This is a genomic window from Microbacterium sp. (assembly GCF_047602155.1).
Taxonomy (GTDB): Bacteria; Actinomycetota; Actinomycetes; order Actinomycetales; family Microbacteriaceae; genus Microbacterium.
The window spans coordinates 725,913-742,139 of record NZ_JASGHZ010000001.1; the positions used below are offsets into that span (position 1 = coordinate 725,913).

Genomic DNA, 16,227 nt, shown 5'->3' on the forward strand with positions numbered 1-16,227 from the left:
ATGACCGGTTCGGTGGGCACACCGGCCGGCGTCGCCCACGACAGCGTGCCGTCCTGCCGACGCCGGGACACGAGCCGCTCAATGCATCTCGATGGTCTCCACCGCGCGGATGCCATCCCGGATGAACCGGTTGGCGTGCGCAGCGAGGTCGTCGGAGTCGTTCCACAGATTGCGCCAGATCGCCAGCGAACGCGTCAGCTGATCGTCGACGACGGCACTGGAGAACGATTCGAAGACGATCGGGCCGTCGTACCGGATGCGGCGCAGCGCGCGGAAGAGGCTGTCGAAGTCGACCGAACCCGATCCGAGGTAGCCGCGATGGCTTTCGCCGATATGCACGTAGCGCAACCGGTCACCCGCATCGAGCACGGGGTCGAACATCCCCGACTCCTCGATGTTCATGTGGTAGGTGTCCAGGTGCAGCTGGACGTTGTCGCTGTCCACCTCGTCGAGGAAGGCCAGCCCCTCCCGCGCGGTGTTGCAGATATTCGTCTCGTAGCGGTTGACGACCTCCAGCGACAGCTGCACCTTCGCCTGCCGCGCGTACGCGCCCAGGCGCCGCAGCGCCTCGGCGCTGTGGCGACGGCCGGTGGCGGTGGCCGGTGCGGTGTACTTCTGTAGCGCGGAGTAGATCACCCCGCACAGGTCGGTCCCGCCCACGGCGGCCACGATGTCGATCGCGCGCGCGAGCAGGTCTTCGCCGCGCTGGACGATCGCCGGATCCTCGCTGGAGAGATCTGTCGCACCGCTCAGCCCGAGCGAGGCGGTCATCTCGATACCGTGATCGGCCAGGATCCTCGCCGCCGCCTTCTCATCGAAGGCGAACGGATCCATCAGGGGCATCTCGATGAAGTCGAAACCCGCCCGCTGAACCCCTTCGATCGCCGTCGCGATGCCCCGCTCGTCGACCGAGCCGGAAAACACGAACCCATGGCAACCCACTCGCATGATGTCATCTCCCCTTCGTCTTCACACGCCACCGCCGCACCGAGATCATGCGGCGTCCGAGTTCGTCGCCGAGCCCGCCGGCTTCGCCGGGGGCGGCTTGACCGCGACCGTGCCGACGCGTTTGGACGTGCGTCTCAACTGCGTGCGGCTGAGCAGCGCCGACCCGACGAGCACCACGCCCAGGGCGAGCAACTGCACCTGTGCGCCATCGTTGCCCGGCACCACCAGAAGGATCGCGGCGTTCAACCACACGATCAGCAGCGCCGCCAACAGAACCCCGGACAGCCGGCCGATGCCGCCCGTGATCGCAACGCCGCCGAGCACGGCGATCGTGATCGCCGGCAGCGCCATCCCCGCGCCGCTGGTCCCCGCATCCGGGCGGGCCGAGGCGAACTGCGCGACGGTGTACACCGCGACGAGCCCCGACACGCCACCGGCGAAGGTGTACGCCAGCATCCGGGTGCGGCGCGTGTCGATGCCGGCCCACTGCGCGGCGGTGTCGTTCGTGCCGATCGCATACAGCCGTCGCCCATACGTGGTCCGGTTCAGCAGGAACCAGGCGACGACGGCGACCGGCAGCAGGAAGGTGAACACCCCCAGCGGCACGAGCGGGAGCGATCCGCCGATCAGCGGGATCTCGATCGATTTGGCCGCGCCGTACAGGTCGCGGATCGCGTCGCCGGAGATGGGCTTCTGATTGCTGATCACCAGCGCGAGCGAACGGTAGGCGTAGAACGTCGCGAGGGTGGCGATGAGTGCGGGAAAGCCCAGGTAGGCGGTGAGGTACCCGTTGACCGCGCCGAGCAACGCCCCGATGAGCACACCCAGCGTCATCGCGACTCCCAGCGGGAGCCCGACCTGCTGGTACAGCATGCCGAACGCGATGCCGGACAGCGACACCATCGCCCCGATCGACAGGTCGATGCCCCCCTTGCCCGACGTGATCACGACGAGTTCGGCGAGAGCGAGCAGCGCCAGCGGGACGTAGGCGATGAGGGTGGATGCCAGATAGTCGCTGTCGAAGCGTCCACTGGTCATCCCGGCGGCGTCGAAGATCGCCATCACGACCAGCAGGAGGACGATCAGTCCGAGCAACAGGGTCGCGCGGTCTCCGATGTTGGCGGCGATCCACGCCTTGAAGCGATCCTTCGGGCGGAGAGACTCGATGGCGATGACCGCGGTCGTGTCGATGGCGTTCATGAGCGCCTCCTGGCTCGTTCACGGATGAGATCGGTGCCGACGGCGATGATGATGAAGATCCCGACGAACAGGTACGACAGCTGCGACGGCCAGCCGAGCTGCGTCACCCCGGTGATGACCGTCTGCACGAGCAGCGCGCCGAGCAGCGTCCCGATGACACTGCCCCGGCCGCCCATGATGGAGGTTCCGCCGATGACGACGGCCGCGATGACCTGGAGCTCCTTGCCGGCGCCCACCGACTGGTCGAGGGTCGAGGTGCCGGTGGCGATGACCATGCACGCGGCGAGCCCCGCGAACAGCCCCGTTGCCGCATAGACGCCCACGAGCCGTGGCTTCACGTTGATGCCGGCAAGCCGTGCGGCGTTCGCGTTGCCGCCGATCGCGTACAGATTGCGGCCCGGCCGCGTGTAGCGCAGGTACCACCAGGCGGCGATCACGACGACCACCGCGATCGCGAACGAGTGCGGAACACCGAGGGTCTGCCCCGCCGCGCCGCGCCCGAAGAACGAGAGGGTGTCGGGGATCCCGTTGACCGTGGACGAATTGAACACGCGCAGGCCGATGAACTGGAACAGGTTGGCCGTACCGAACGTGATGATGATCGGATGCACCTCGCCGTACGCGATCAGCGCACCGTTGGCCGCTCCGAGGACGAGGCCGATCGCCATCGCCAGCACCACGGCGACGATGAGCGGCACATCGAAGGTCACGAGCGTCTGGGCCGTGATCACGGCGCTGACCATGATCATCCCCGCCACCGACACGTCGATGCCCGCCGTGATGATCACGCACGTCATCCCGACGCCGATCAGCGCGATCGGCGCGACCTGCACCAGGAGCGGTCCGATCGACCCCGCGGTGAGAAACGACGGCGTGAACACGCCGAGGAACACCCACAGCGCGGCGAGCACGGCCAGCAGGACGATCTCCTGGCCGGTGACGACAGGGGGGAGGATTCGTCGAAGATCGACGGAAGGGCTTCCCGCACGAGCGGGGGCTGTCGTACTCACGCTGCCTCCTGTTCGCCACCGGCCGCCGCGGCCAGCAGCTGAGCTTGGGTCGCACCCTGCGCGAACTCCTGCGCGATCCGCCCGGCCCGGAACACCAGCACGCGGTCGGAGACCCGCAGCACTTCGCTCAGATCGGTCGTGATGACGAGGATCGCGGTGCCCTGATCGGCAAGTTCCCCGATGAGGGCGTGGATCTCTTCCTTCGCTCCCACATCGACACCCTGCGAGGGCTCTGCCAGCACGAGCAGTTCCGGCTTGCGAACGATCTGACGAGCGAGGACCACCTTCTGGGCGTTGCCGCCCGACATCGCGGCGATCGGCTGTCGCTCGGTCGGCGTCTTCACGGCGAGACGGTTGATGAGGCCGCGGGCGATGGTGCGCTCGCGGGCCGGCGAGACCCACCCGCGCACCTTGCCGAGCAGGTCGAGGGATCCGATCGAGATGTTGAAGGCGATCGACTGGAACGAGAAGGCGCCCTGCGATGCGCGGTTGGCCGGAAGCATCCGGATGCCGCGCCGCTGCGCCGCCGCCGGTGAGAGCACCGGGTCGGCACTGCCCACGACCCGCAGCACTCCGCTCGTCGGCCGCCGCATCCCATAGGCGACCTCGCCCACCTCGGCGGCGCCCGAACCGACCAGCCCGTAGAGACCGACCACTTCGCCCGCCCGCACCTGGAGCGTCACGTCTTCGAAACGACCGGCGAGGGTGAGGTTCTCGAGCTCGAGCAGCGGCGCTCCGAGCGTGCCGGTCGTGCGGGTGCCGTCACTCAGCTCGCCGCCGACCATGTGCTCGACGATCTGGCGCACCGTGAGCTCCGTGATGGGCTTGGTCGTCACGGTCTGCCCGTCGCGCATGATCGTGACGGTGTCGGTGATGCGGAACAGTTCGTCGAGACGGTGCGAGATGTAGATGATCGAGACGCCCTCGGAGGCGAGCCGTCGCACCACCCCGAAGAGAACCTCGATCTCACTGTCGGTGAGGATCGCGCTCGGCTCGTCGAGGATCAGGATGCTCGCCTTGTCCAAGAGGGCTTTGGCGATGGAGACCTGCTGCTGCTGGGCGATCGAGAGATATCCGAGCGGCTGCGCCGCCACGCCCCGATCGAGCCCGACGAGGTCCAGCAGCTCGAGCATGCGCGGCGCCTGCGACTGCCAGTCGATGACCGGCCCCTTGGTGATCTCACGCCCGACGAAGAAGTTCTCGGCCACCGTCAGCTCGGCGAACAACTGCGGCTCTTGATACACCGTCTGGATGCCGTGCTCGATGGCGGCCGCCGTCGAGCCGATGGCCACCGGCGCACCGTCCAGTTCGATCGTGCCTTCGTCGGCACGGACGGCACCGGCAAGAATCTTGATCAGCGTCGATTTTCCGGCGCCGTTCTCACCGACCAGCGCGTGCACGCTGCCGGGCATGACGGTGATGTCTGCGTGCCTGATCGCTCGCACACCGCCGTATCTTTTGGCAATGTCGCGCATCTGAAGGCGCGGGATGGGTTCGGACATGAAGCTCCCTGCATCGTGCGGCCGGGGCCGCGAAAATCGTGGGATGCCGGGGTGCGGGTGCACCGCACCCCGGCAGAACGTGCGATCCGAGGATCAGTAGTCGTAGTCCCCCGCGTTTTCGGCGGTGAAGACCGTCGGCGGGCCCAGCAGCAGGGTCTTGGTCGCGTCGTCGTACTCCACCGCGGGCAGAGCGTCGCTCACGTCGTTGGTCGCGGCGAACGCGTTGCCCTTGGCCAGCTGCACTCCGGCCCACCCGGTGAGGTAGCCCAGCGCCTCGACGTCCCACAGGATGGAACCGCTCGACGCACCCGACTTGAGGTAGGGCAGCATCGACTGCGGCGTGCCCAGACCCACGGTGAACACCTCACCGATGCGTCCGGCATCGGTGACGGCCTGCGCCACCCCGGGCGCCGACGAGGTGCAGACACCGATCAGACCGGTCAGGTCCGGGTGGGCGTTCATCAGGTCTGTCGCCATCGACGTCGCCGTCGCCTGGTCTTCGCCGGCGTAGACGGTGTCGACGATCTCGGCGTCGGGGTAGGCCTCGGCGGTGTGGGTCTTCATCACGTCGATCCACGAGTTAAGGTTCGCCGCGGTCTCACCGCACGAGACGATCGCGAACTTGCCCGAGCCACCCATTGCGTCGAGCAGAGTGTCGACGAGCGTCTCGCCGATGCCCTCCGCGGTCGCCTGGTTGACGAAGACCTCGCGCACCGAGTCCGGCGCGTCGGTGTCGGTCGTGGCGACGTGGATGCCGGCATCCTGCGCCTCCTGCAGCAGCGGGGCGAGCGAATCCGGGTCGTTCGGCGCGACGAAGAGCACGTCGACGCCCTGCTGGATGAACGAGCGGACGATGTCGGCCTGAGCCGCGGCGTCGGCCGTGGTCGGCCCCTGATACAGCCAGGTGAAACCGAGCTCTTCGGCGGCCTTCTGACCGCCCGTGTTCATGGCCTCGAAGTAGGGGATGCCCTGCAGCTTCGGCACGAACGCGATCGTGAGGTCGTCGGTGCCGCCGGCGTCCGCGCTGGCGGACGTGTCGTCGCTGTTGCGCGACGTGCAACCGGACAGCAGCAGTGCGGCGGCGGCCGCGGCCGCCACGGCCATCCCGATCCTGCGTGATATCTTCATCGATACTCCCTCTTTCTTTCTTGAGCTGCCCGGGTGGCCAGCTTCGCTGTGTTCATTCGGTGGGCACCTCGGCGGCCAGCGCACTGGCCATGCCGAGGAACAGGGCGAGCCGGACCTCCACGCCCCGGGCCTGCCACATCGCGGCGACGTCGGGATCGAGACGGTCATCGGTCACGAGGCTGGTGATCGCCTCGGGCGGGCAGAAGGCGTGGAATCCGAAGCCCGCGGCCTTGTCGGAGGCGAAGACGGCGTGCACCTCGGCGCACGCGTCGACGAGCATGCGCTTGGTGATCGACTCCTCCGGCGCGAACTCGAGAAGACCGCGCTCGGGCGACAGCCCCGTGATCCCGAAGAAGCCCTTGGTGATGCGCCCGAGCCCGGTGAGCTGGTCGGGGCTTGCGCCGACCAGGCCGCTGGACTCGCGGCGGACGATGCCGCCGGGCATGATGATGCGCGCCGTCGAGCGGCTGAGGAAGAGCGTCGCGATCTGCAGGGACGGCGTGACGACCACGAGATCCTGCCGATCGACGACTTCGCGGGCGACGAAGTAGGCGGTGCTGGAGGTGTCGAACGCGACGACGTCACCGTCCGACACGAGCTGCGCCGCGAGAGTGGCCACGGCCTGCTTCGACGCGACATCGACCCGGAGCCTCTTGTGGAACTCCCCCTCGCGGAAGGTGGCCCCGACGGCGCCGCCGCGCGTGCGGACCAGTTGGCCGCCGGCCTCCAGTCGCTCCAGATCCTTGCGGACCGTCACCGTCGACACGTCGAGCATCTCGGCGAGCTCGTCCACGCGGACTTCGCCGCGCTCGTCGAGGAGCTCCATGATACGGATTTCACGCTGCCTCACGACGCTCCTTCCTCGCCTTTGGGGAACCGACCGTTGATTCACAACATATTCAGATGCTTTTGGTCTGCGCAAGCTGCGAAGAATTACGAAAGCGTATCGGTGCGAGGCGATGACGCTCTCCCGTGCGTCGTGCGCGCGCCCGGCCGTTCGAGGGATCCGCCCCGGTGCGCGTCGTCGACGCCCCCTGCTCCTTGACGGATCGCCGTTCCCGCTCTAGGGTGTGAAGGGTTTTGTTGTGATCGACAACGATCAACGAGGGCGAGGGGGCATCGTGAAGTTCACCGACGGATTCTGGCAGCTGCGACCGGGCGTGACGGCGGTCTACGCGGAAGAGGCCTACGACGTCTGGCGTACGCAGAACGGGGACGGCGACGCGCTCGTGGTGACCGCTCCGACGGCGGTCATCGCCTCGCGCGGTCACACCCTCAACCGCCCGGTGCTCACCGTGACGCTGTCGGCGCCGATGGAGGGCGTGGTGCGGGTGCGCATCGCCCACCACGAAGGTGGGTCGTGGCACGGCGGGTTCGATCTCCCCGGCGCCACCAGCGGTTCGGGCGCAGCCGACGCCGACGCCGGCACCCTCACGACCGGCCCGCTGACCGCGCGCATCGCGACCGGCGCCCCGTGGAACCTGTCGTTCGAGGTCGACGGACGGCGCGTGACGGGAAGCGGCCGCCGCAGCGCCGCCCACCTCCAGGTCGCCGGCGATGCGCAGGTGGATGCCGGCGTCGCCGACCGCTCCGAGGCCGCCGGCGAGCGGCGAGCGCGGACGTTCGTCCATGAACGGCTCGACCTCGGCGTCGGCGAGCTCATCTACGGACTCGGGGAGCGCTTCGGCCCGCTCGTGAAGAACGGGCAGACCGTCGAGACGTGGAACGCCGACGGCGGCACGGCGAGCGAGCAGGCGTACAAGAGCATCCCCTTCTTCCTCTCCAACCGCGGCTACGGCGTGCTCGTGAACGACCCCGGCCACGTGTCGTACGAGGTCGGGTCGGAGGTCGTCGAGCGGGTGCAGTTCTCGGTCCCCGGCGAAGTGCTGGAGTACTTCGTCATCGCCGGCCCCACCCCGAAAGACGTCCTGGCCCGCTACACGGCGCTCACCGGCCGCCCGCCGACGGTGCCGGCGTGGTCGTACGGGCTGTGGCTGTCGACGAGCTTCACGACCGACTACGACGAGGCGACCGTGACCTCGTTCGTCGACGAGATGGCACGGCGCGAACTGCCCGTGTCGGTGTTCCACTTCGACTGCTTCTGGATGCGCGAGTTCAACTGGTGCGACTTCGAGTGGGATCCGCGCGTGTTCCCCGACCCCGACGGCATGCTCGCCCGCCTGCACGAACGCGACCTGCGGGTGTGCGTCTGGATCAACCCGTACATCGGGCAGCGCTCGCCCCTGTTCGCCGAGGCGGCCGACCAGGGCTTCCTGCTCACCCGGCCCGACGGCTCGGTGTGGCAGTGGGACATGTGGCAGGCCGGCATGGGGCTCGTCGATTTCACGAACCCGGATGCCGTCGCCTGGTTCCAGGGTCATCTGCGCCGGCTCGTCGCGCAGGGCGTCGACTGTTTCAAGACCGACTTCGGCGAGCGCATCCCGGTGGATGTCGTCTACGCCGACGGCTCCGATCCGCAGCGCCTGCACAATCTGTACGCGCAGCTGTATAACCGGGCCGTGCACGACGTCCTGGTCGAGGCCCGCGGCGCGGACGATGCGGTGCTGTTCGCCCGCTCGGCGACAACCGGCGGGCAGTCGATGCCCGTGCACTGGGGCGGCGACTCCAGCTCGACCTACGCCTCGATGGCCGAGACGCTGCGCGGCGGCCTGTCGCTCGCCTTCAGCGGCTTCGCCTACTGGAGCCACGACATCGGCGGCTTCGAGGGCACCCCCGACGTCGGCGTCTTCAAGCGCTGGACCGCGTTCGGCCTGCTCGGCAGCCACTCGCGCTTCCACGGCTCGCAGTCCTACCGCGTGCCGTGGGCCTTCGACGAGGAGGCGGTCGAGGTGACCCGCATCTTCACCCGGCTGAAGATGCGCCTGATGCCGTACCTGTACCGATGGGGGTCGGATGCCGCGGCATCCGGTGTCCCCCTCATGCGCCCCCTGGCGCTCGAGTTCCCCGGCGACCCCGCCGTGGCCTACCTCGACCGGCAGTACATGCTCGGCCCCGACCTGCTCGTCGCCCCCGTGTTCTCGCCGACCGGCGACGTGGAGTTCTACCTCCCCGACGGCACGTGGACCTCGCTCCTGACCGGCGAGAGCGTCGAGGGCGGGCGCTGGCTGCGCGAGAACCACGGATACACGAGCCTGCCGCTGTACGTGCGGCCGGGCGCGGTGCTCCCGTGGGGCGCGCGCGACGACCGTCCCGACTACGACTACCTCGACGGCCTCGCGCTGCGGGTGTTCCCCGGCGGCACGGGCATCGCCGAGGTGAGCGTCCTCTGCCCCGACGGCCGCACGCAGTCGTTCGCGGTCGACCGCGCCGACGTCACCGGCTGAGTCGCCTCGCCGACAGGTCGGCGAGGCGCTCCGCCACGGCGTCCCTGAGGTCGGGGCCGGCGCTCCAGGGCAGGCTCTTGCCGAGCGGACGCTGCGCGGTCCAGATCGTCGCGGTCCGGAAGTCGTGCGCCGCCTGCGGGTCGGCCGCCTCGAGTACCGCTGCGATGGCGGCGTAGGCCTCGGGGTCGTCGATCACGGCGGCCAGGCTCGACTCGAGACCGACGGGTGCCGGTGCCGGTGGTGGCGCGTCGGCCACCTCCCACACGTGGCCGCCCGAACCGACCTCGAGGGCGCGCCCGTCCGGCAGCACGACGGATGCCGTGGTGTTGGGCGGGATCGTCGCCTCAACCCGGATCGTCCCGCCGGTGCGCGACCACCCCGACCGCGCACGGCCGTACGGCGTCTCGTGCTCGGCCGACGCGCAGTCGAAGCCGGCCAGCGGGTGCGGCTGGATGCGGATGCTCTCGTACCCGGCGGCGCCAGGGGCGAGGCCCGCGACGACGCGGTGCAGCCAGTCGGCCACCGCGCCCAGCGCGTAGTGGTTGAACGAGGTCATCTCACCGGGGTTGATCGAGCCGTCCGGGAGCATCGAATCCCAGCGCTCCCAGACCGTCGTCGCCCCCATCGTGACGGGGTACAGCCACGACGGGCACTCGGTCTGGGTGAGCAGCCGCCGCGCGGTCTCGAGGTGACCGGTGCGCGACAGGGCATCCTGGATGATGGGCGTCCCGACGAATCCGGTGCCGATGCGGTACCCCGACCGGCGCGTCAGCTCCGCGAGGCGGGCACCGAGTGCGGCGTGCTGCCCGGCCGGCGCGATGTCGAAGACGATCGCCATCGCGTAGGCGGTCTGCGCGTCGGACACCATGCGACCGCTGGGCGTGAGGTATTCGGCCAGGAAGGCCTGGCGCACCTGCTCGGCGATCTCGCGATAGGTGCGGGCGTCGGCGTCGTGGCCGAGCAACTCCGCGGCGCGTGCCACCGCGTCGGCCGAGCGGAACAGGTACGCGCTCGCGACGATGTCGGGATCGGTCTTCGCCGCAGCCGGCTGCTCCGGCGGCGCGTCGGGGTCGAGCCAGTCGCCGAACTGGAACATGCCCTCCCACAGGCGGCGCGGCCCCGCGAGCGCGACAAGCGCGTCGGTCCACGCCCTCATGCTCTCGTACTGACGCGCGAGGGTGGCGCTGTCGGCGTACCTCTCGTGCAGCACCCAGGGGACGACGGTCGCCGCGTCGCCCCACGCGGCGGCGGGCTGGCCCGGACCCAGGACGTTGGGCACGACGAACGGGACGATGCCGTCGACCTGCTCGATCGCAAGATCCCGCAGCCAGGAGTCGAGGAAGCCGCGCACGTCGTAGAGGAAGCTCGCGGTCGGAGCGAACACCTGGATGTCGCCGGTCCACCCGAGTCGCTCGTCGCGCTGCGGGCAGTCGGTCGGCAGGTAGAGGAAGTTGCCGCGCAGCCCCCAGACCACGTTGTCGTGCAGTTGCTGGACGAGCGGATCGGAGGTCTCGAACCAGCCGGTGCGCTCCATGTCGCTGTGGATCACGACGGCGGTCACAGCGGACGGCGCGAAATCACCCGGCCAGCCCGAGACCTCGGCGTAGCGGAAGCCGTGGAACGTGAACTCGGGCTCCCACTCCTCCTCGCCGGCGCCGGCGAGGATGTAGCGGTCGGTGGCCGCGGCGGCGCGCAGCGGCCGCGTGCCCAGCTCGCCGTGCTCGAGCACCTCGGCGTGCCGCAGGATGATCTCGGTGCCCGCCGGCCCCGAGACGCGGATCCGCAGCCGCCCCACGATGTTCTGGCCGAAATCGACCACCGTCCGCCCGTCCGGCGTCGTGATGACCTCGCGCACCGGAAGCTCCTCGATACGCCGCACGAACGGCGACGTGCGGGCCTCGGGGGTGGCGATCGGCTCGTGCACGGCCACCGGCATCCACCCCGCGGCGTCGAAGCCGGTGTCGGAGAACGTCCGCCCGGCGTTGTCCACCGGCCGCAGTCGCGCGTCGAATTCCTCACCGGCGTACAGGCCACTCGAGAGCATCGGCCCCGTCGACGCCAGCCAGGTCGCATCGGTTGCGAGAAGCGCGGAACGGCCGTCGGCGTACTCGATCAGCAGCTGGGCCGCGAACCGGGGCTGGTCGCCGTAGTGCCGGTGCGCGCTGTCGCGGAAGCCGAACTCCTCCGTCGCCCAGGCTCCGGCCAGCCGCACGCCGATCGCGTTGCGGCCGGGCACGAGCAGGGGCGCGACGTCGGTCGTCTCGTGGATCGTGCGCTGCGCGTACGGCGTCCACCCCGGCTTCATCACCTGGTCGTCGACGTCGGCACCGTTGACGGCGACCTGGTAGGCGCCCACGGCGGTGGCGTACAGCGTGGCCCGCGCGACGGGCGCGTCGATATCGAACTCGGTGCGCAGGTAGGCGGGCTGGGCCGGGGCCGCGGGTGAGGACAGGCCGATGGGCTGCGCAACCCACTCCCCCTCGCCGAGGAACCCGGCGACGATGCGCGCCGGTACGCTCCACGCTCCGCTGACCCCGTCGGCGCCGGTCACGCGCACCCGCACCGCGACCTCCTCTCGCGGCGCGAGCGGCGCGAACGGCCACGCCACCTGGTTCGACTCCCGCCCGTCAACGCGATGGGTCTCGACGGCTCCGCCCCGCGTCAGCTCGAGCTCTGCCGACGCCTGCCGCCAGTCGCGCGCATCGGTCTCGGTCCGCCACGTGAGGCGAGGGGCGGGCATTGCGACGACGTCACTGCCGTGCGGTGCTTCAGCGGTGATCCGGGTGGTCGGCTGGCTCATGGTGCTCCTTCGTGGCGGGGGTGGGGTTCAGGCGACCGGCTGGGCGATCCGAGGCGCGGTCACGGTGAGGCGATGGATGCCGTGACCGAGCTCGGCCGGCACCTCGCCCCCCGAGGCGGAGGCGCTCGCGACGGTGACGACAGATCCGTCCGTCACCGGCAGGTCGAGGACGGCGCGCGCGCCGAAGGGCACCTCGACCTCGGCCTCGAAGACGCCGTCTCGCAGGCGCCAGTCGATCGCCAGCGAGCCGTACGGGGTCTGGATCGACGCAGAGGCGCTGTCCAGTCCCACGGCCGGTCGCGGGGCGACGCGCGTCACCGCGTAGCCGGGCTCGTGCGGCGCCAGGCCGGCGACGTTGCGGTATACCCAGTCGATCACAGCGCCGTAGGCGTAGTGGTTGAAGGAGAGCATGTTGCCCTCCTCGCGGTCCGCCTCCTCGGTGGGGACCGCATCCATCGCGCCGGAGTGGATGCTGCCGTCGGGGAGGATCGCGTCCCAGCGCTCCCAGACCGTCGTCGCGCCGCGGTCGACCTGATACAGCCACGACGGCGCCTCGCGTCGCAGCAGCATCAGGTACGCCTCGTCGAGGTGTCCGTACCGCGACAGGGCGAACAACACGAGCGGCGTGCCGAGGAAGCCTGTGGCGATGCGGCCGTTCTCACGGCGCACGTTGGCGGCGAGCCCAGCGGCGATCTCCCGGCGGCGCTCTTCGGGCGCGATGCCGAACTCGACGGCGAGCGCGGCCCCGGTCTGCGTCAGAATCGCCTCCTCCCCCCAGCGGGCGAAGGTCGCGGCGGCGACGCGGTCGGCGAGCGCGTCATCATCCGCGCCGCGGGCGGCGTCGCCGACCAGGCGCTCGGCGCGGGCGAGCAGCCGGGCGGAGTGCGCGTAGAAGGCGTTGGAGACGAAGTCGCTCGACACCTTCGCCTCCCAGGGCCGCTCTCCCGGGGCATCCGGGTCGAGCCAGTCGCCGTACTGGAAGTCGCCGCCGGGCAGCACGACATCATCGCCGGCGCGGCGGCGCAGGTGCTCCACCCACCGGCGCATGCTGTCGAGCTGGCGGGTCAGCACCTCGACCTCGCCGTAGGCCTCGTACGCGGCGAAGGGGACGATCGTCGCCGCGTCGGCCCAGCCGGCGCGGCCCATGTTCTCGGTCGGCACACCGCCCATCAGCATGTCCTCGGTGCGGATGATGTCGGGTACCACCGACGGCACGCCCCCGGCGTCGGTCTGGTCGATCTCCAGATCGCGCAGCCACGACATCCAGAACGCCTCGGCATCCATCAGCGTGCACGCGGTCGCGGCGAACGCCTGGGCGTCGCCGGTCCAGCCGAGCCGCTCGTCGCGCTGCGGGCAGTCGGTCGGCACCGACACGAAGTTGTCGCGCTGCGACCAGAACACGTTGGCGTGGAAACGGTCGAGCGCTTCGTGCGACGAGGCGAAGCTGCTGCGCGGCGCGAGATCGCTCGAGATGGAGACGGCCGTGGCCGAGACGACATCGGCGCCCTCGACGTCGGCGTAGCGGAATCCGTGGAACGTGAAGGCCGGTTCGAGAACGTGCTCGCCGTCGCGGTCGAGAGTGTAGACATCGGTGGCCCTGGCCGTGCGCAGCGCCGAGACGTGCAGGTCGCCCGACGGTTCGAGCACCTCGGCGTGGCGCACGGTGACGACCTCGCCGGCGCGCCCGCGCACGACGAGCTGGACCCAGCCCGAGATATTCTGACCGCCGTCCAGACGCACGCGTCCGGCGTGCGACGACGGCGTCATCGGCAGCTCCGCGACCACGCGCACCGGCGGGGCGGAGCGCGGCTCGAAACGGGCGGGATCGACGGGGATGACGGCTGCCGGCGTCCACGCGCCGTCGTCGAAGCCCGGCTCGTGGATGGCCGGATCGCGCCGACGCAGGTCGGTGACGGTGCCGTCGTAGATGCTCGCGCTGCGCAGGGCTCCGAACCCACCACGCCAGGCGGCATCCGTCACCAGCACCGTCTCGCCGTCGGCCTCGAGCTGGGCCAGGGCGCCGGTGCGGTCACCGTAGATCGCCGTCCGGCGGGCGAAGCCGAAGCTGCCGCGGTACCAGCCGTCGGCGACGGCGAGGACGATGACGTTCTGCCCCGCACGCAGCAGCGCGGTGACATCGATCGTGTCGATGAGGATACGGCGCTGGTAAGACGTCCAGCCCGGCGTGAGCAGCGCGTCACCCGCGCGCACGCCGTTGATCCAGGCGTCGACCAGGCCGAGTGCGCTCAGTCGCAGCCGGGCGCTTTCCGGGGCACGTTCGAGGACGAACTCGCGGCGCAGCAGCTGCACCGGCCCGTCGGCCGGCGTGTCGATCCCGATGACCTGGGCGGCCAGCTCGGGCCCGTCGACACCGGCTTCGACGACGAGCGGAGCCGACCAGGGCGACCAGCCTGCCGACGTGGCGACACGGACCGCGAAGGCGCGGCGCTGCCCCGACGGCGGCGCGGCGACGCCGGCGCCGACGGCGGCTCCCGCGACCGGCTCGGCCTCGACGAGGGCCGAGTCCCGGTCGCCGGACGCGAGCTGGTAGCCGATCAGGCGCGCCGCCGCGTCGTCGCTCTCGGCGCGCCAGGCCAGACGCAGACCGTCGCGCGGGATGCCCAGCAGCGCGGCTCCGTGCTGCGTGCGCAGGGCGACCACCCGGCTCGTGGAGTCCTGCGCAGAGAGGGAGGGGAGTGCCGCCATGGCCAGTGTCCTTTCCGTGGGCGGCCGCCTCGCCGGCCCGCGAGACCCATCGTGAATCGATTCATGGAATCTGTCAACCGCGCACCACACCGTTACCCGATCGTGATGAATCGTTTTAAACACAAGTGTTGATGTTTTGTGACCTGCACCGTAGCGTGCAAATGTTGAATGGTTTCAATCATTCGCAGCACCAGGCAACCGGCAGAGTGGACGGGATCGGCCGCTCAGCTTTACAAGGAGGTAAAGGATGAAGAACTCCACATCGCGGCGCATGCTCGTCGCGGCGGCGGGGATCGCGGCGCTCGCCCTGCCGCTGGCCGCGTGCAGCGGCAACGGCGGCGGCTCCAGCGACGGCAAGATCGAGATCAGCTACCTGACGCAGAACGACGATGCCAGCCAGACCCAGGCCAAGGCGCTGATCGCCGCCTTCGAGAAGGCCAACCCCGACATCACCGTGAAGCTCGACACACAGCCCAGTGGTACCGAGGGCGACAACCTGATGAAGACGAAGCTCTCCACGGGCTCGATGGACGACGTCTTCCACTACAACTCCGGCTCGCTGCTGCAGGCGCTGAACCCCGACACGACGCTGGTGGATCTGAGCGACCAGAGCTGGGCCGACACCCTGACCGACGACTTCAAGCTCGTCGTCTCCACCGACAAGGGTCTGTACGGCGCTCCGTGGGGCACCTCCTTCGCCGGCGCCGTGCTCTACAACAAGAAGGTCTACGCCGACCTCGGGCTGAGCGTTCCCACCACCTGGGCCGAGTTCATCGCCAACAGCGAGACGATCAAGGAGAAGGGCAACGGCGTCGCCCCGATCCTGCAGTCCTACGGCGACACCTGGACGAGCCAGCTGTTCGTGCTGGGCGATTTCGCCAACGTCGCCAAGCAGGACCCGGACTGGGCCGAGAAGTACACCGCCAACGAGGCGAAGTACGTCGACGAGCCCGCGTTCCGTGGCTTCTCCAACACCGCCGAGGTATTCGAGAAGGGTCTGCTCAACGAGGACTTCGCCTCGATGACCAACGCGCAGGCGATGGATGCCCTGGCCAACGGCACCGGCGCCCAGTACCCGATGCTCACCGCGACGATCGCCGCCGTGCAACAGAACAACCCCGACAAAGTCGACGACATCGGCGTGTTCGCGCTGCCCGCGGTCGAGGCCGCCGACACGGCGATCACGATGTGGCAGCCGAACGCGATCTACATCGCCAAGACGACGGAGGGCGACAAGCTCGAGGCCGCGAAGAAGTTCGTCGCGTTCGCGAACTCGGCCGACGGCTGCCAGGTGCAGAACGACACCGGCTCGGCCGCGGGTCCGTACGTGACCACCGCCTGCACGCTGCCCGACTCGGTGCCCGCGCTGATTGCCGACATCCAGGCCTACTTCGACTCCGGCGCCACCGGTTCGGCGCTGGAGTTCCTCTCCCCGATCAAGGAACCCAACCTGGAGAACATCACGGTCGCGGTCGGCTCCGGCATCACGTCCGCCAAGGACGGTGCCGCGCAGTACGACGAGGACGTCAAGAAGCAGGCGCAGCAGCTGGGCCTGTCCGGCTGGTGATCCCCCCTCCGCTTCCTGACCG

Annotated in this window: 10 protein-coding genes; 2 read left to right on the plus strand and 8 right to left on the minus strand. The window is 69.7% G+C overall.

Going from position 1 to position 16,227, the window contains the following annotated elements:
- Window positions 1-78: 78 nt before the first annotated feature.
- The 6 genes from QM720_RS03400 to QM720_RS03425 all read right to left on the minus strand — a co-directional run bounded on the left by QM720_RS03400 (window position 79) and on the right by QM720_RS03425 (window position 6,680).
- Entirely contained in the window at window positions 79-924 is an 846-nt protein-coding gene (locus QM720_RS03400; RefSeq protein ID WP_415124748.1) for a sugar phosphate isomerase/epimerase family protein, read from the minus strand.
- 69 nt (window positions 925-993) lie between these two features.
- Window positions 994-2,148 (minus strand): ABC transporter permease, encoded by a 1,155-nt coding sequence (locus QM720_RS03405; protein ID WP_415124749.1) that lies wholly within the window; start codon window positions 2,146-2,148, stop codon window positions 994-996.
- Entirely contained in the window at window positions 2,145-3,158 is a 1,014-nt protein-coding gene (locus QM720_RS03410) for an ABC transporter permease (RefSeq protein ID WP_415124750.1), read from the minus strand. Before QM720_RS03410 ends, QM720_RS03405 begins: the two co-directional genes overlap by 4 nt.
- A complete protein-coding gene (locus QM720_RS03415) occupies window positions 3,155-4,603 on the minus strand; it encodes a sugar ABC transporter ATP-binding protein (protein ID WP_415124751.1) in 1,449 nt (482 codons plus the stop codon). The genes QM720_RS03410 and QM720_RS03415 overlap by 4 nt, the downstream gene beginning before the upstream one ends.
- 150 nt (window positions 4,604-4,753) lie before the next feature.
- Window positions 4,754-5,788: an autoinducer 2 ABC transporter substrate-binding protein gene (locus tag QM720_RS03420; protein WP_415124752.1), complete on the minus strand. Its 1,035-nt coding sequence runs from the start codon at window positions 5,786-5,788 to the stop codon at window positions 4,754-4,756.
- Between the two features lie 52 nt (window positions 5,789-5,840).
- Window positions 5,841-6,680: a DeoR/GlpR family DNA-binding transcription regulator gene (locus QM720_RS03425; RefSeq protein WP_415124753.1), complete on the minus strand. Its 840-nt coding sequence runs from the start codon at window positions 6,678-6,680 to the stop codon at window positions 5,841-5,843.
- 229 nt (window positions 6,681-6,909) lie between these two features.
- On the opposite strand from QM720_RS03425, the gene yicI reads away from it, so the two are divergent.
- Window positions 6,910-9,132, plus strand: coding sequence for an alpha-xylosidase (gene yicI, locus QM720_RS03430; protein WP_415124754.1), 2,223 nt, complete (start codon window positions 6,910-6,912; stop codon window positions 9,130-9,132).
- Here yicI and QM720_RS03435 read toward each other — a convergent pair.
- Window positions 9,122-11,932 (minus strand): family 78 glycoside hydrolase catalytic domain, encoded by a 2,811-nt coding sequence (locus QM720_RS03435; RefSeq protein WP_415124755.1) that lies wholly within the window; start codon window positions 11,930-11,932, stop codon window positions 9,122-9,124. The genes yicI and QM720_RS03435 overlap by 11 nt on opposite strands.
- Before the next feature lie 27 nt (window positions 11,933-11,959).
- On the minus strand, window positions 11,960-14,638 hold the full coding sequence (locus QM720_RS03440) for a family 78 glycoside hydrolase catalytic domain (protein ID WP_415124756.1): 2,679 nt from the start codon (window positions 14,636-14,638) through the stop codon (window positions 11,960-11,962).
- 247 nt (window positions 14,639-14,885) lie between these two features.
- Here QM720_RS03440 and QM720_RS03445 point away from each other — a divergent pair, with 247 nt between their 5' ends.
- Window positions 14,886-16,205: an ABC transporter substrate-binding protein gene (locus tag QM720_RS03445; protein ID WP_415124757.1), complete on the plus strand. Its 1,320-nt coding sequence runs from the start codon at window positions 14,886-14,888 to the stop codon at window positions 16,203-16,205.
- The last annotated feature ends 22 nt before the right edge of the window (window positions 16,206-16,227 follow it).